16 protein-coding genes are annotated in these 15,384 nt (G+C 42.7%); all 16 read right to left on the minus strand.

Features of this window, described 5'->3' with window-relative positions:
* Positions 1–4: 4 nt before the first annotated feature.
* Positions 5–451: a hypothetical protein gene (locus Q8W40_RS12405; RefSeq protein ID WP_305397434.1), complete on the minus strand. Its 447-nt coding sequence runs from the start codon at positions 449–451 to the stop codon at positions 5–7.
* Positions 441–1,184 carry a PulJ/GspJ family protein gene (locus tag Q8W40_RS12410; RefSeq protein WP_305397435.1) on the minus strand — a complete coding sequence of 248 codons (744 nt, stop codon included), beginning with the start codon at positions 1,182–1,184 and terminating at the stop codon, positions 441–443. The genes Q8W40_RS12405 and Q8W40_RS12410 overlap by 11 nt, the downstream gene beginning before the upstream one ends.
* Positions 1,184–1,750: a prepilin-type N-terminal cleavage/methylation domain-containing protein gene (locus tag Q8W40_RS12415; protein ID WP_305397437.1), complete on the minus strand. Its 567-nt coding sequence runs from the start codon at positions 1,748–1,750 to the stop codon at positions 1,184–1,186. Before Q8W40_RS12415 ends, Q8W40_RS12410 begins: the two co-directional genes overlap by 1 nt.
* Positions 1,740–2,237, minus strand: a complete 498-nt coding sequence (locus Q8W40_RS12420; protein WP_305397438.1) for a type II secretion system protein — start codon at positions 2,235–2,237, stop codon at positions 1,740–1,742. The genes Q8W40_RS12415 and Q8W40_RS12420 overlap by 11 nt, the downstream gene beginning before the upstream one ends.
* A gap of 115 nt (positions 2,238–2,352) precedes the next feature.
* Positions 2,353–2,847: a type II secretion system protein gene (locus Q8W40_RS12425; protein ID WP_305397439.1), complete on the minus strand. Its 495-nt coding sequence runs from the start codon at positions 2,845–2,847 to the stop codon at positions 2,353–2,355.
* A gap of 46 nt (positions 2,848–2,893) precedes the next feature.
* On the minus strand, positions 2,894–3,463 hold the full coding sequence (locus Q8W40_RS12430) for a prepilin-type N-terminal cleavage/methylation domain-containing protein (protein WP_305397441.1): 570 nt from the start codon (positions 3,461–3,463) through the stop codon (positions 2,894–2,896).
* Between the two features lie 88 nt (positions 3,464–3,551).
* Positions 3,552–3,998, minus strand: coding sequence for a hypothetical protein (locus tag Q8W40_RS12435; protein WP_305397442.1), 447 nt, complete (start codon positions 3,996–3,998; stop codon positions 3,552–3,554).
* 14 nt (positions 3,999–4,012) lie between these two features.
* The gene (locus tag Q8W40_RS12440; RefSeq protein ID WP_305397444.1) at positions 4,013–5,236 is read right to left on the minus strand and encodes a type II secretion system F family protein; all 1,224 of its coding nucleotides are present in this window, start codon (positions 5,234–5,236) and stop codon (positions 4,013–4,015) included.
* Positions 5,237–5,245: 9 nt separating this feature from the next.
* Entirely contained in the window at positions 5,246–6,973 is a 1,728-nt protein-coding gene (locus tag Q8W40_RS12445) for a GspE/PulE family protein (RefSeq protein ID WP_305397446.1), read from the minus strand.
* A complete protein-coding gene (locus Q8W40_RS12450) occupies positions 6,963–8,249 on the minus strand; it encodes a tetratricopeptide repeat protein (RefSeq protein ID WP_305397448.1) in 1,287 nt (428 codons plus the stop codon). The genes Q8W40_RS12445 and Q8W40_RS12450 overlap by 11 nt, the downstream gene beginning before the upstream one ends.
* On the minus strand, positions 8,246–9,091 hold the full coding sequence (locus Q8W40_RS12455) for an ExeA family protein (protein WP_305397450.1): 846 nt from the start codon (positions 9,089–9,091) through the stop codon (positions 8,246–8,248). Before Q8W40_RS12455 ends, Q8W40_RS12450 begins: the two co-directional genes overlap by 4 nt.
* A 2-nt stretch (positions 9,092–9,093) precedes the next feature.
* Entirely contained in the window at positions 9,094–10,749 is a 1,656-nt protein-coding gene (mshL, locus tag Q8W40_RS12460; protein WP_305397452.1) for a pilus (MSHA type) biogenesis protein MshL, read from the minus strand.
* A 15-nt stretch (positions 10,750–10,764) separates the two neighbouring features.
* Positions 10,765–11,094 carry an MSHA biogenesis protein MshK gene (locus Q8W40_RS12465; protein ID WP_305397454.1) on the minus strand — a complete coding sequence of 110 codons (330 nt, stop codon included), beginning with the start codon at positions 11,092–11,094 and terminating at the stop codon, positions 10,765–10,767.
* Positions 11,087–11,731, minus strand: coding sequence for a type 4a pilus biogenesis protein PilO (pilO, locus tag Q8W40_RS12470; RefSeq protein ID WP_305397456.1), 645 nt, complete (start codon positions 11,729–11,731; stop codon positions 11,087–11,089). The genes Q8W40_RS12465 and pilO overlap by 8 nt, the downstream gene beginning before the upstream one ends.
* A complete protein-coding gene (locus Q8W40_RS12475; RefSeq protein WP_305397457.1) occupies positions 11,731–13,161 on the minus strand; it encodes an MSHA biogenesis protein MshI in 1,431 nt (476 codons plus the stop codon). The genes pilO and Q8W40_RS12475 overlap by 1 nt, the downstream gene beginning before the upstream one ends.
* A gap of 10 nt (positions 13,162–13,171) precedes the next feature.
* Positions 13,172–15,157, minus strand: coding sequence for an RNase E specificity factor CsrD (gene csrD / locus Q8W40_RS12480; RefSeq protein ID WP_305397458.1), 1,986 nt, complete (start codon positions 15,155–15,157; stop codon positions 13,172–13,174).
* Positions 15,158–15,384 lie beyond the last annotated feature (227 nt).

A 15,384-nucleotide genomic window follows, 5' to 3' on the forward strand; every position in this document is an offset into this window, starting at 1 on the left:
AGGTCTATTCCATGGCTTTAGCCCAAACTTCCTGTTCTCGGCTAACTTCGAAGGTATTGCTTCCGCCACATACCGCAACGGAACTGATTCTATAGAATGTTAAATCACCCGACCCACTTTGAGCACAGGTGATATTTAATGAAGAGCACGGAACGTTAGAATTTATGCGCAATGCATCTTCAGCTGCGTTTGCAGCGGTATTTAAACTCGTGCAACGAGAGGTTAACTGAGGTGTCCCCGCGCTTTCATTTAGTGGGTACATGTAGGTTAAACCCCACTCATTGCCAGAATGTGCCAAAAACCACGCTTGCGTGCCAAGCACCTCACGAGTCAGAGTATCTTGGTTTGACCACTCCAAACGAACTAAAGTTAGCCCCAGCATACCCATCACAACAATAACAAAAATGGCAATAATCAACACGCTGCCTGTCTGGTTCTTTTTATGGGACATTAAGCACCTGCACATCATGATTGTAGTGACTTTGCTCGCCATCGCTTTCGAATAGAATATCCATGTGGACTAAGCCACCACGCTGTAATGACATTCCATCAACAGCGAATGCCGCACTGGTTGCATTCTCGCCTACTTGAACGACGGTTCCAGCATCTCGAGTTATTTGACCTGTTCCAGCATTCACACAGTACTCAACTTGCTCTGAAGGTATGTAAATATAGTGTCGATTGGCAATTGAGTTACTCGAAAAAGACGCAGAAAGGCTGTAGATTGCACCGCTTAAACTGACCCCAGTTAACAACACTGAGGCAGAAGAAGGATCGACCAAATCCGATATTTGACTTGGATTAATCACCAAGCGGGCTCCGGCGCTAATTGCAGTATTCATGTCCGTCTGGGTAAAACCATCATTGCCCACAATAAACTGCAACGTATCTGTGCCACCGCTTATCGAATCAATTATCTGGTAAAAGCCAGAATATCGAATTGGATAGAAGGATACGCACGAGCCGCCACTTGAAGTCGCCAAACTATTGGGTACGGCATGTCTTATTTCACGGGACATTTTTTCAATAACAAATCGCGCTTGATTGTGCAGAGCCTGCCTTCGAGTCGTATCAGCATAACCTTGAGCGCCAATCTTAACGAATCCAGCAATGCCTAAAAACATGATAGAGACGATCAGTATCGTGACGATCATTTCCATCAAAGTGAACCCTAATTTTTTCATTAGTAGTTCCCCTTATAAGCACTGAATTGAAACTCTCCATACTGCCCTGCAATAACCGTTAAGGTAATTCGTTTATATCTATGTAGAGAGTCAGCAAAACCAAGGTCACTGCTCGGAACGTATACGACGGCAACTTCAGTTCTAAAATTTGGGTAGTCATTAGCGATGTCAGAGCCAAAAATGTCATTCAGGCTACCACGTGCATTCAGTACACAATCCGATGCGTTGTTATTGGTATGCCAACACCCGATGTAATCATCAACATCATTAAACGTAGCCGTCGTTTCTCCAGTTTCGGGACCTAACGTTACCGTACAAGTTGGAGCCCCAGTTTCATCGCACCGAATGATGCTGCCATTCGGATCGCTCTCATGATCAAACCCTCTCGCTAAAATTTCGGTCATGATACTTTGAGCCAAAATAGACGCTCGAACTTCATATTGTGAATGCGCGGAGTTTTGAATACGGGGAAAAAGAATGGAGAGCAGAACCGACATAGAAATGCCTAAAACAATAATGGCGATAATGCTTTCAACCAGTGTAAAGCCACGTTGTTTAACAGCCATAGACAAATCCTTCGCTGTTAATGCAAACTTGAGCAGACTCTACGCCGTTGGAAATGCCAATAGAAATATTGCCCCCAGCAACAGGCGTGGTGCAACCAGAAATACACGCTGGAACACCTAACAGATCAAACTCGACGATCATACTTGCAGGTGTAAAAGAAAAGGTTTGATCTTCAATGAAGACATAATTGCTTCGATTATCTGCTGTGCACCCAGTGCCAGAACCTAAACAATTGCCAGAAACCACCAATCGGTATTGGCTTTGATCGCCAGAGTAATCAAGAGAAGGTAAATTGGATTGCATTCGACCAAGCTGAATTTGCCGAATAATAGAGATGGATTGTTCTTGAGCAGCGAAAGAAGAGAAGCCTGAAACGCCTACATACTTGCTGGCAGCGTATGTAGAGATTATACCCAAAAGAACAATGACTACCACGAGCTCTATAAGAGTAAACCCACCTTGTGAAGAACACCGTTTATCGTCCACACCACTAACCATGAATTCACATCGCTCCGAACAAAAGCAAGAGAGCTTTAAATTGGTATGTAATAACCAACGTTAGAATTAACCAGAGGTTAGAAACTAACCTCTGGTATTTTGATTAACAGCCTGTAGCTACGACCGATATTGTTGGTGCATTATCAGCATCCGCTGCTTCTGTGTAGGAAACATAACAGTTTGTTGCTTCAATCGTTGCTGCGGTAGTTAAAGTAGGCGTAGCGTTAAAGGTAACGTAATATGATGAACCTGCTGTTCCTGCTCCTGACACTGCTGTATCCCAGTCAGCAGGTAGTCCTTCAACAGCAAGTTGAATTCCGTTAGCTTCTGCACTTGGGTAGCCAAAATGAGTGTTGATACCACTTGCAACAGGCGTTGTTGCAGCGCCTTTACTTACACCTTCTTCGCCTTCTATAGCAGACTTGCCGTAAACGATACCTGATGCGCCGTTCATTGCACCTTTCAAACCTTGAAGAGATGAGCCACGTGCGTCACCTTGAAGGTTTAAAAATTTAGGTGCAGCGGTTACCGCTAGAATACCCAAAATAACAATTACAACCACTAATTCGATTAGGGTGAAACCGCCTTGTCTTTTCATAGTCACTTCTCTCTATGTTTAGATATTAACGCTGTAACCAATTAAGTTACTGCAATTCTACGGTCACACGACCAGTTTTTATTTCATACACAAACTTATGATCACTGCCTTCTTGCTGTACATAAGAACACGTACTCTCAGAACTGTTTGCTTCAGCAGTGTATTTTAAATCGGTTAGGTTACTGCTTGCTGCATCCCCAACTTTTGGTGGGTTTTGTAGCAAATTCTCCATCAAATTCACACAATCGGATGATGATATAGCCGACGGAGCAACAGTTTGCCCCGTTGTTTTTAAAGCAATCGGATAGCCATCTCTGAATGAGCTGTCATTGCCACCGTCATCAAACGAACGGGTTAGCCAGAACTCCACACCATCATACTCAATGTAATGTTGCTTACTATTTCCTGTGCCCACTCCTGGTCTGCCTTTCGCTTCCCACTGCGCTCGAGCAGAGAGAACGCCTGTGGCATATCCACCAGCAACCGCTTCAATACTTGCCTTTTTGGCTTCATCGGTGACATCTAAAAACTTGGGCAATGCCGCCGCCGCTAGCAAGCCAAGAATAACAATCACTACAACCAGTTCTACTAATGAAAAACCGAACTGCTTTTTCATTTCTTCACCTATTTTTTTACTCATTCCTGAGTGATTTCATTATATCGCACACCCACCAGTAAGACTATGATTTAGGGTATTTAACTGCCTATTTTATAGTACTTATTGAGAGCTTCTTCTCATTCAAAACCAAGTCCAGCACCATTTCTTCATTAAATTTATATCGACAATGGTATGTCGGATAACCGGAAATCAATTGTGTTTCTGGAGTTGCTAGATAGGTACTTCCTAACCTAGGGTACAAGGTTTCTAGCCACCATTTGCAGTTCATTTCATTACCATGCAAAGGTAATACCCATCCGTTATCATCTAGCTGAACTTTTTTACCTTCGTACTCAATAAAACTTGGCTGCTTACTGATAATCCATTGCTGCCTATAGGCATTTGCACGTTCGGTAATTTGATTCTCCAGCATCAAGAAAGTGGTACCTGAGGCTTCATCGTCAATTTTTTGCCAATTGAAAGCCAAAGTGGCAAGCAAAATACCTACCAAAAAAGTCCAAATGGCAAATGCAGGAACGGCTTTTCCCTCCATGTTAATGCACCCAACTATTTTTGAATTGCATCCAACATGCCCCACATTGGCAAGAAAATCCCCATAGCTAAAATCAAAACCATACCCGCCACAATAGTCAGCAGTAGAGGTTCTATTCTTGCTGTTAATGTTTTCAGGTCGTAGTCCACTTCACGATCGTAAAAGTCTGAAACTTCAAGCAATAGCTCATCTATTCGACCTGTCTCCTCTCCAACAGAAATCATCTGTATAACCAAAGGTGTAAAAATTTGGCTCTGAATTGCCGTTGACGACACTGTACTTCCTGCTTCAATTGCCGATTTCATTTCCAAAATTCTAAGCTCTAAAAATCGATTCCCTAGAGCTTCGCCTGACAAAGCCAAAGACTGATTTAACGGAACCCCAGATTTCAACATAAGTGCAAAAGTTCTTGAAAATCGTGATAACTGAGCACGATTCACAATATCTCCCACAATTGGGAGCCTTAATCTAAATTTATCCCACTTTTCTCGACCATCAGGTGTTCCAACCCAAGCTTTCATACCAAACAAAAACGCAAAAAAGGCTATAACCAGCCATATCCAATAATTGACAAAAAAGTTAGATGTACTAATCAAAATCCTTGTAGGTAAAGGTAAATCCACACCAAATCTTGCAAACATCGTGGCAAACTGCGGAATAACTTTAACATTCAACACTATCATTGCAATTGAAATAAAACTCAATACAAAAATAGGGTATCTCATAGCCGTTTTTATTCTTTTCCGCGTTTCCAACTCTTGTTCATAATATTGAGAAAGCTGCAACAAGGCTTGGTCTAAACGCCCCGTATTCTCACCTACATTGATCATTGAAATAAACAACGGGCTGAATACTTTTGGGTATTGCTGCATGGACGAAGACAAGTTTCGACCATTAGTCAGCTCATTCCCGACATCTTCCAAAGCCTGTTTGAGTTGCTTATTTCCACAGTTTTGAACCAATCCTTTGATGGCTCTTAAGATGGGTACACCTGCTTTCGTCAAGCTATACAACTGCCGGCAAAATATAACGAACACTTCCAGCGGAATTGACGGCGTAAATAGAGCGGAAACATCGAACCCAGCACCGCCTTCAGCACTTTTGCCTTTACTGATCGAGGTCGGTATTACCCCTTTGTTTATCAATGCTTCGGCTGCGAGCTCTTCAGTAGGAGCATCAACCTGCCCTGCCACCTTACTGCCTTGTAAATCTCTGCCTTGGTACTGATACGTTGCCATGCCGTAACCTTAGAGCAGAATCGGTTCAATGGTCGCTGAAGAATCACCTTCACCGAGATTCATGACTTCATCTAAACTCACCACACCTTTTAATGCGAGCTCCATAGCAGAAGCCAGTAACGGTTTATATCCCGCAGCTCTACGTGCTTGCTTTGCAAATTCGACCGCATCTCCAGAACGAAGTGCATCCATCATATGCTGTTCAAGCTCTAGTAACTCAAAGACCCCTACTCGACCTCGATACCCTGTTAAATTGCAGTTTTGACACCCTCGCCCTTTAAAGAAAGTGGCATCGGCTTGGTTTGGGAATCGGCTTCCAAGCCATTGCTTTCGAGACTCATCTACATCATCGTGAGTACTACAATCTGGGCAAATTTTTCGTACTAGTCTCTGGGCCAAAACCGCTCTTACCGCACTAGCGACCAAATACCCAGGAGCCCCCATATCCATCATACGCAGTGCACTGTCGATAGCATCGTTTGTGTGTAAAGTACTTAATACTAAGTGACCAGTTAGTGCTGCTCTTAACCCAATCTCCACCGTTTCTTGGTCACGCATTTCCCCCACCAATATAATGTCAGGATCTTGACGCAAGAATGTTCTTAATATCTTAGAGAATCCAAGATCAATCTTAGTATTCACTTGAACTTGATTGACGCGCTCAAGCCGATACTCAACTGGGTCTTCCGCAGTTATGATTTTCTTACCTGGTTCATTTAATTCAGAAAGCGCACCATAAAGCGTGGTTGTTTTACCAGAGCCCGTCGGCCCCGTAACGAGAATCATGCCATGAGGGCGTCGGAGCTGTTTCCGTATTCTCAGCAACAAATCTTCAGGCAAGCCAGATTCATCGAGCTTTCTAACGCCAGCAGATTGGTTGAGCAATCGCATAACCACTGATTCACCATGCTGGACAGGCATCGTGGACATACGAATATCAACAGACTGACCTTTAACACGAATATTGAAACGACCATCTTGGGGTAAGCGTTTTTCTGAAATGTCCAGATTCGCCATTAATTTAAGCCTCAACACGAGTGCTGACGCGATATTCACCTCATTCAACAGTGTTTCATGAAGCACACCATCAACACGCTGTCTGAGCCTTAGTACATTTGAATCCGGTTCAATGTGAATATCGGATGCGCCCACTTGAATGGCATCTTCAAACAGAGAGTTAACCAGTTTTACAACCGTGACCTCTTCGCTGTCTTCATCGTCTCCAAAAGAAAAGTCGAACGTATCGCTCACCTGATGTTCTGCTTGAAGCTGCTCAGCAAACGAGGCAATTTCTTTTGTTCGGCGATAGTATCGGTCAAAGCCTTCTACTAACTGCTTTTCTGGCGCGATAACAAAATCAAGCGCGTATTGTTGAAGCTGGCTTAACAGCGATTCTTGAGCAAATAAATCAGCGGGGTCACTCATCGCAACGCGCAATGTGTCACCCTGACGACCTACAACTAACGCTCTCAATCGACGGGCATGTACTTCGGGTAGTATTTGAACGGCATCAACATCAACATTCGCCCGACTTAGATCGATTAACGGCACGTTAAGTTGCTGCGACAGGAATGTCAGCATTTGCGTTTCAGTTAAGAAGCCAAGCTGTATTAAAGTATCACCAAGCTTTCTGCCTGTACTCTTTTGGTGACCTAGGGCCTCTTCAACTTGATGTTCTGAAATGATGCCTTCTTCAATCAACAAATCACCAAGACGTTTACGTAGTTTAATCTGCATTTGAAGACGCCTCTCGTTCATTGATATAAGCAATACGCTCACGAATAAAACTGTTGGTTTGTGCCGACAACCCTACTCGATTAAGAGCTTTCTGATATGAGGATTTTGCTTGAGAATATTGAGCGCTTCGCTCTTGCTGTATTCCCAGCCCTAACCACCACTTGCCATTATCCTTGTCTCTTCTCACCAGCATTTGGTAACTTTCAAGTGCAATCGGATAATTTTTGAGTTGTTGTGCTAATCCTGCTCTAGCCGCGAGGTAATCTTGCTCGGGGTTAGGTGGTAAATGCTCAAGCACCCCCAGAGCGGCTTCATTGATGCCTTCTTTTACCAATATATTCATTGCGGCAAGCCTCAGCACTTGGCTATCTCGGTCCAGCACGATGCCTTTTTGTAATATCTCTAAAGACTGACGTACATTGCCACGCCCGTAATAAAGCGCCGCCAATTTTTTACGCACCACTTCATCTTTAGGAACATAGCGCAAAGCTGATTGATACCCTTTTATTGCCCCATCAAAGTCATTTGCATCTAACGATTTTTTTGCCCTAGACAAAGATTTATCCGCTAGCTGCTGAGGAGTAAGTTCAACTTGTTGAATCGCCATTTCACCATCTGTTATGGGTTGTGGCGGTAGCTCGAACGTATCTGTTTCTGCTATTGAAGAGGCATTTGCCAACAGAACTTTAGGTGCTTTTTCAGGCTTCACTTCTTTCTTTGAAGTGAATTGTTTTTGAGGTGTAATCGCATTCTTAGAAGGAACAGCTATTGGATCTTCTGTTTTTCTAATAATTTGTTTTTTCTCTGCCTTAACAACCTGCTCTACTATCGGCTTAGACTCAGATTTAGGTGCGTCAATACTTTTTTCTGACTCGATATTTGCGACTTGAACAGCACCAGATACTGGTGATACTGCTGGGCTTATTGATACTTCAGGCTCTTCTGTAGCCTGATCTTGGTATATGTTAGCCACCGACTCAGAAACCGTTTGCTGAGTTGGCGAAGCAACCTCCATCGTAACCACAGTGGTGACAGGTTTCGTTAGGTCAGAGGCGTTATCAACATTCATCTTTTCAGGAATTTTAGCAATTGCGGGATCACTGGTAGATTGACTCAAAGTAAACCAAGATCCACCAGTAACCAGTAAGGCTATAAATACAACCGCCCAAATAGCTTGAGGCCGTTTTTTAACTGGAGAAACATCAACCTTTTCAATACGCCCTGCTGGCGACTTCTTATCTGACATTTCAGATAATGCTTTATTGATAACGCTCATGATACCCCCCATCCCCATAGAAATGGCTTTTTAAACCGGGGTTTGACGGTGTCTAGCGTATCGTTAATCGCATTGTAGACGTGCTCCATATGGATATGAGTCGCATTAGCCGTAAATGCCAACAGGAGTGCTTTATGGCAAACTTGGTTAATTAAGCGTGGAACACCGCGTGAAGCTTTCCAAATCGCTTTTTTTACTTTTGCATCAAACAGATTAACGTTTCCACCGCTTACCTGAACGCGGTGATCGATATACGCAAAGGCTTCCTCGATAGAAAGCGCTCTTAACGTAGCACTGAAGGAAATACGTTGGCGTAGCTGTCTAAGATGGTGGTGCTCCAAACGAGCATCAAGCTCAGGCTGACCTAATAAAACGATCTGCATCAGCTTAGCCTGTTCGGTTTCAAGGTTTCCAAACAATCGGATCGCTTCGAGGGCTTCATCACTGAGACCTTGCGCTTCATCGATCAATGCTACAACACGCTTCCCGTTCAGGTGCAATTTTAGTAATTGCGCTTGAATGTCATCGACTAAGCTATCACTGTCTCGAATTTCGACTTCAAGCTCTTTTGCGATCGCAATCTTTAGTTCTTCACCGGTAAGTTGTGGGTTGGGTAAGTACACCAACGAAACTTCATCAACTAACTGGTTAATGAGCATCCGGCATACCATGGTTTTCCCTGTACCCACTTCTCCAGATACTTTTATAACGCCTTCACCCATGTCAATAGCAGACAAAACGGTTTGGATCGCCTCGTAATGCGGCACTAACCCCTGAAACAGTTCAGTGTTGGGAGTTAGCGAAAAAGGCGCTTGTTTAAATCCAAAAAATGTCTGATACATAATTATTCTTCAGGGAACCACTCTTGTAATAAGTCTCGTGAACGCTCTAATTCTTGCTGCCATGTGTTAACGCCGACCACGGTTGGTCTTAGCAAAATAACTAGCTCTGTTTTTTGAGTAAGCTTGGTCACGTTTCGGAATAAATGCCCCAAGCCGGGAACATCGCCTAAGAATGGAACTTTGGAAACTTGATCAATCGTGTTTGACTTCATCAAGCCGCCGATTACGACGACATCACCATCTCGCGCTCGAATGACCGAATCCGATTCACGAATCGAGCTCTTAGCCAGAGGGACTTCGTATTTTTTACCTTCAAGATTGATGACTTTTGTCTGTGTTTGTACGTCAATTACTGCAGGGTGAACATGGAGAAGAACAAAGCCATCATCATCGATTTGTGGTGTTACGTCCAAAGAGATGCCGGAGAAAAATGGCGTTAGCTCTATGTCTGGCGCAACATTCGCATTATCACCGCTGCCTACCACACTAGAAATGTCGGTGACGAAATATTCATCGGAACCTACCTTTATCACGGCTTTCTGGTTATTTGCTGCCGTAACCCGTGGGCTAGACAAGACATTGAGATCACCTTGGGTACCTACAAAGCTCAATACACCGTTGAAATCACCATTCTGTATGGTGACATTGGTTTGCCCTCCGAGCAATGAGCCAATGGCATCAAGCCCCGGTAACGCAGGAATTCCATCCGCTGGATTGAAGCCACGACCAATGGAAACACTCGCGTTGCCAAATGTTGACGTTAGACCGCTCCAATTTATCCCTTGCTGATAGCCATCAGATAGAGTGACCTCAAGGATCTTCGCTTCTAAAATCACTTGTCGCTGCATACGCTGCTGCGACACACCAAGGAATTGCCTTATCTCTCTTATCTCGTCTGGGTATGCTCGAATCGTTAAAACACTGGCTTGAGGTGAAACAACCACACTTCGACCATCCCCTGTGCCGATAAGTGTCTGAGCTGCTTTTTCTAATTGAGCCCAAAAATCACTTTCACTGATGGTTTCTATTTCAGTGCCACCCGTAGGAGAAGTACTGGAACTGCTAGACGAGCTCGAATTATTGCTGGAGCCTGATGAGCTAGAGCTGTTGCTTGATGAACTAGAGCTACCACCGCCATCTTTGCTGGTAATGGATCCGGTTGTAATAGAAGTAAGTGAACGCCCTGACCGTTTAAATTGAAGGTAGTCGATTGGAATGGTTTCGGTACGCAATCCAGCTGGGTAAACCTGAATGAGCTTTCCACTTTGAACGACTTCAAAACCGTAAAGATCACGAACCACTTTAAGCACTTCGTCTAACGTTACGTCAGTCAGATTAACGGTAATACGCCCCGAAACATCTGGGTGAATCGCCGCGCTGTAGTCCGTCCCTTTAACAAGGCTTGCAAAGAAGGTTTTTGCCTCGACACCGTTGGCTTGTACTCGAAAGCGCTTCAAGGTTGGAGAAACCGCAAACTCTTCGTTTGCTAACTCAGGCATCAAATCAGCCTGAACGGAAGCAGGAAGCTCATCTAAGCTTTTGCTACTCGCTTCATTGATCACTTCATTAAGCGCTTCTTTAACCTCGACAGGCTCCCGGTGCCCCATGGAGCAAGCCGTTAGTGACGCGATGATGGCTATTACTACAATATTACGCATAATGTCTATGAAACCTTAGTGTTTAATGTCAGAGGGAAATAGCTCCAGTCGCCATTTTTTCCCGCTCTTTATCAAATCTACAAATTCTGGTTCGATCCTGTTGGCCAGATAACCTTGGATGTACTTCCCTTTCTCTACAACTTTATCATTTAAGATGGCATAGCATGGCGCACCTTCTGCACAAATAATGGATTGCAGTGTCGGCACTGGTGCGATTGCTTTTTTCTTAATTTGTTTCTGTGTTGTTGTCTTTGGTGCTTGCCAGCCAAGTGGAGCGGTAGGATCTTGGTTAGCGTGCCCAAAAGAGCTAAATATTATGGCTAAAGCTAAAAAAATTCTAACCACCGATAAACTCCTGTCCTGTACCTAATGTATAGACAATAAGAACCAAACGTGCTGACGGGTAATCTTCAACTTGATATTGATAGCTGCGCCAAAAATACGTGGTGGGCATACTCTCAAGCTCAATTAAATAATTTTTTATATCAAAATATCGACCTGTAATTTCAATTTTTACAGGATGAATGTAGTACCCAACCGCTTGAGAACTTCCACCAGCGATGATGGGTTCAGCAGGTAGAGAGTTTAGACTTTCTAATTTTAGCCCTTTACTACTGACGAGTACATTTTCTAACAATTCAGCCATTTGGCTAGGTGTCACTAAAGATTCAACCAATAAGTCCAGACGCTCGGATAACTGTTGGCTGTGTTTTTTTAAACGAGCAAGCTCTTCATCGACCTCTTTGTTTGGATCAGTTCCAAGCTGTTTATTGACCGTTGCGATTAGATCTTTGGTTGTTTTTATGGACTGTGTTAAAGAAGAGTACTCACTGTTTTGAGAAGCTTTGACTTTAAATGACGGCTCCAAAAAGAACGTCAATATGATGAAGAAGATCGCGACCCATCCACCAGCCGTAATTAACCATTTCTCTCGGCTAGAAAGAGCCGAAAACTTCTCACTTAAATCTTGAAGAAGTGCCACTACTCACCCCCTCTTTTTGCTTGCAGCTCAAATGTCACTATATCGTCGTCATTTCTACCAATATTGAGCTGCTCAAAATTACGCCCGACTAAATCTAACTCATTTCTAAATTGTTTAATCCAGCCAGGAACTGCACTTGGCGTTCGGGCAAGACCTGATACATTCAATGTGTTCTGACTAATGGTTATTTGGCTAAGTGATATATCATTTCTACCCAACCGAGATAACGCACTCATAATACCCGAGTAACCCACTTGCTTTTGATTATCAAACTGTCCGACCGCATTAAGAGAAGCTTCTTTTGCTTTTATCTCTTTTTCAATTCTGACCACAGCGTCCAGTTTATTTGGTGAGGGATTATGCTCACCCAGCATAGTTTTCAGTTCAGATAACTGAGTTTTAAGCATCTTAGATTGATCTGACAAACGTGTAATTTTCGTTTTTTCATTACGAATCTGATATTCATTGAATCCGTAGTAGCTCAGCATGACTAATCCAACGATCAACCAACTTGCAGCCACAACAGGCAAGGTAAAGAATTCTTTTTTGGGCTTTAGGTGTTCTGGGTATAGGTTGACATGGTATTGGGCGCCAAGAGCGTAGTGAGAAAGTACCTCCCCACAACGCTTGTCTTCATCCATTAACGTTCCGACTTTGACACTTAATCTTTCTTCCAATGCAGAAGTCAGTTCTTCATCAACTTCATCATCGCAACATATAAATAGTTTATGGAACTGTGCCTGTTTGATTTGAGAGCTGAGATAATCGATCGAACGTTGCATTTCGAGTGCAAGTCCATCAATTTGCAGGCTACTTGCTTGAGGACCTGTAAGTGGGGCAGACACTCCACGAATAGTCCTGTGAAAGCATATATCTCTTCCTACATAAGCATTTATTTTAAAATTGCTGTGTGCACTTTGATGGAGTAATAAAAAGTCTTCAGCCTGCTGATGAGTCTGCCCCCAAACTTCATCTTCAGGTAAAATCCTATCTAGCTCTACTTGGCATTTCTCCAATATGGCGAGCAATGGAGTGAGTATTCGCTTACTCATTACATATGCTTGAATCTTATTGCTGTTAGGTAACGCGATACCATCAGCAACAATGTCTGATACTCGTTCGGCGATCAGATCTTTAAGCAAAAAAGGAAGTGCGACTGACCATTCTTCTTCTGGCAATTCAGGTCGTTCAATTTGATAAGTTTGATAATGGTGAGAACCTAAAACAATAACGACACTGGAATTCGCATATTGTTCTTCAGACAAAAGCTTAAGAAGTGTTTTTTCCCAACCTTTCTCTTTTACTGAAAATGATTCGATTTTATTGTCAAATGAACAGTAAACGGCATCTTCAAGGAGAGCAATACTCACCTTTTTCGTACTGGAACTTTTCCCTTTCAAGCGTTCTAGCAAAGAAACCATTTTATTCATTAGTTACTGCTCATATTTTCTGTCGCCATCGATTTCTGCGACCAATTTTAACCTTTGATGCAAGACGCTTAGGAAAGAGCAGCTCTTCTTTCTCGAAAAACCGACCTTGTCCCCCGTCAATACCCAAATTTTGTAAAGCTATCCATTCAGAACTATTTTCGACCCCAACAGCAATAACTTTAGTTTTACTGTCCATGCAAGCGCCAATTAAACTTCTTATGAACAACTGATTTTCTTGTCTTTGATCTATTTTTTTTATCAAACTGCGATGCAATTTAAGATAATCAACATCTAAATCTTTTATGTAATGTGTGCTAGCAATTGTCCTGCCAGCTTGGTGAACTATAATTTTGCACCCCAAACCAGAAATCATACGAATAACTGGGCGTACGAAATCTAAATTTTTTACCAAACTACTTTCAGAAAATTCAAAGCTAATGCTCTTTCGTATTTCACTTGGCAGTTGTAATAGCTCATCTCGCAGCCAACGTGTGTAGAGTTTTTCTTTGAATGGAAGCGCATTTATATTTAAAGAATAACATATTCTTTCGTTTTTCGTCTTTAACCAGTCAAGAATTTCTTGAATTACAACACGATCCATGGCGGTTTCATAACCAACTTGTTCGATAGCTGCCATAAATCGCGAGGCTTTTATAATTGCACCACTTTCATCTTTCAATCTTAGAAACAATTCATGGTGTAATAATTCTTCTTGTTGATTCTCTCTTATAAAGCAAGGTTGTGAATATATTTGTATATTAGACGAGCAAAGTGTTTTGTCGAACAATGTCCTCCAACGGACATTTCCTCTGGCAATATCTTTCTTTTGCTTTTTATCAAACCGAGACCAATTATTCACAGGCTCTATTTGTGCTGTTTTCAGTGCCGTTTCAGCCTCATCTAATATATAACCGCGCCTCTCCCCTTCAGAATATAAACTTGCACCGATATGACACCAGTTATCAGGAGATAATGGTGAAAGTGGCTCTATTTTGGAAATCTGCTTAATAACTTGGCTACAGAGTGCTTCTATTTCTTTGCTGCCTTGGTGAGGAACCAAAATGGCAAAGTCAGACTCGTAATAGCGCGAGAAAATAACATCCGGAAAGCGCTGAACAATGTTTGACAGGCTTTGCCCAACTTCGATCGTGAATTCATCTACGGAAACTTTATCGTTAAATGAGATAACATCATCCCAAGCTTTGATTCTAAATAATACAATCCCGCCGTATGATCCCGCCTCTTGTAAACTTGCCTCTAACTTTGAGTCAAAGAGTACTCGATTAGCCGCCCCTGTAAGTTGGTCTAAAAAAGTATGAGTACGAATAAAAGTATCAAAGCGGCTTCGTTCTTGCCGCGAATCTTTCACCTCTTCGATTAACTGGTCTAACGCCTCACTTGCGGTGTAAGGCCATTCTCGCAGATCACCTTTGGCAAATTCTTGGGTTTTACCAGCTAGGATCATTCGCCCTCTTTCTTCTAACAGTTCAGAGCCATATAGCTGCTCTTTCAGCCACTTAATGCCTTGTATTAAGCAAAAAACAATCAATAAAACTGCTAGCGTAATCGAAGACATAGCACCAACAGAATACTCAAGCCCAACATAAGGTGGTAATACTGTAAAATGAACCTGGTAGCCTGAGTGGTGTTGTAGCGGATAAGTGAGCTGTTGAGCGCGTTCTACTTGCAAAAATGAGCGAGTATCTTTGTAGTGATACATCGAACCTGATGGCGAGGTAACATCCATTTCAAGCACATTGCTCGCCTGCAGCAGCTTTGGCAGCCATTTCGCCATAGATTCTGCTGCTTCAGGGTTATCTAATTCAGAATCAACGACGTCCGCAATGCCTGAAATATAGTGGTGGACATATTCCTGTCCTATTCGCTTAAACGAAAGCGTCCCACCAATAAAAAGAATGAACATGGCACTGACGACGATCATGGTCACAAATGCGACCAATCGAGTACTTAATTTGAGCGTGGGGGTGTATCGCATTGTCAGGCGAATTCCTTTTCTTGCTAGTTCAAGTAAGACTTCCTAGCTCTGTTAAACGAGTAACACGAAGTTTCATTTCCTAAGAATCGCACAATCGATATCATGCCCAAATAGCCTAATACCTTGAGGTTACTTGGGTATATTGTGAATAGGGAATGGATGATACACAAGTTATTCAATGAAAAACCTAAACAAAAGCCGCGAAAAATCGCGGCTTTTGTTGAATA

This window comes from Vibrio penaeicida, from assembly GCF_030689305.1.
In the GTDB taxonomy this organism is placed as follows: Bacteria; Pseudomonadota; Gammaproteobacteria; order Enterobacterales; family Vibrionaceae; genus Vibrio; species Vibrio penaeicida_B.

Bases quoted from the DNA above. Each gene is read 5' to 3' on its own strand.
- Q8W40_RS12440 (WP_305397444.1), bottom strand. From the start codon at position 5,236: ATGGCAACGTATCAGTACCAAGGCAGAGATTTACAAGGCAGTAAGGTG.
- mshL (WP_305397452.1), bottom strand. From the start codon at position 10,749: ATGCGTAATATTGTAGTAATAGCCATCATCGCGTCACTAACGGCTTGC.
- Q8W40_RS12450 (WP_305397448.1), bottom strand. From the start codon at position 8,249: ATGAGCGTTATCAATAAAGCATTATCTGAAATGTCAGATAAGAAGTCG.
- Q8W40_RS12445 (WP_305397446.1), bottom strand. From the start codon at position 6,973: ATGCAGATTAAACTACGTAAACGTCTTGGTGATTTGTTGATTGAAGAA.
- Q8W40_RS12410 (WP_305397435.1), bottom strand. From the start codon at position 1,184: ATGAAAAAATTAGGGTTCACTTTGATGGAAATGATCGTCACGATACTG.
- csrD (WP_305397458.1), bottom strand. From the start codon at position 15,157: ATGCGATACACCCCCACGCTCAAATTAAGTACTCGATTGGTCGCATTT.
- Q8W40_RS12455 (WP_305397450.1), bottom strand. From the start codon at position 9,091: ATGTATCAGACATTTTTTGGATTTAAACAAGCGCCTTTTTCGCTAACT.
- Q8W40_RS12430 (WP_305397441.1), bottom strand. From the start codon at position 3,463: ATGAAAAAGCAGTTCGGTTTTTCATTAGTAGAACTGGTTGTAGTGATT.
- Q8W40_RS12475 (WP_305397457.1), bottom strand. From the start codon at position 13,161: ATGAATAAAATGGTTTCTTTGCTAGAACGCTTGAAAGGGAAAAGTTCC.
- Q8W40_RS12435 (WP_305397442.1), bottom strand. From the start codon at position 3,998: ATGGAGGGAAAAGCCGTTCCTGCATTTGCCATTTGGACTTTTTTGGTA.
- Q8W40_RS12405 (WP_305397434.1), bottom strand. From the start codon at position 451: ATGTCCCATAAAAAGAACCAGACAGGCAGCGTGTTGATTATTGCCATT.
- Q8W40_RS12425 (WP_305397439.1), bottom strand. From the start codon at position 2,847: ATGAAAAGACAAGGCGGTTTCACCCTAATCGAATTAGTGGTTGTAATT.
- Q8W40_RS12415 (WP_305397437.1), bottom strand. From the start codon at position 1,750: ATGGCTGTTAAACAACGTGGCTTTACACTGGTTGAAAGCATTATCGCC.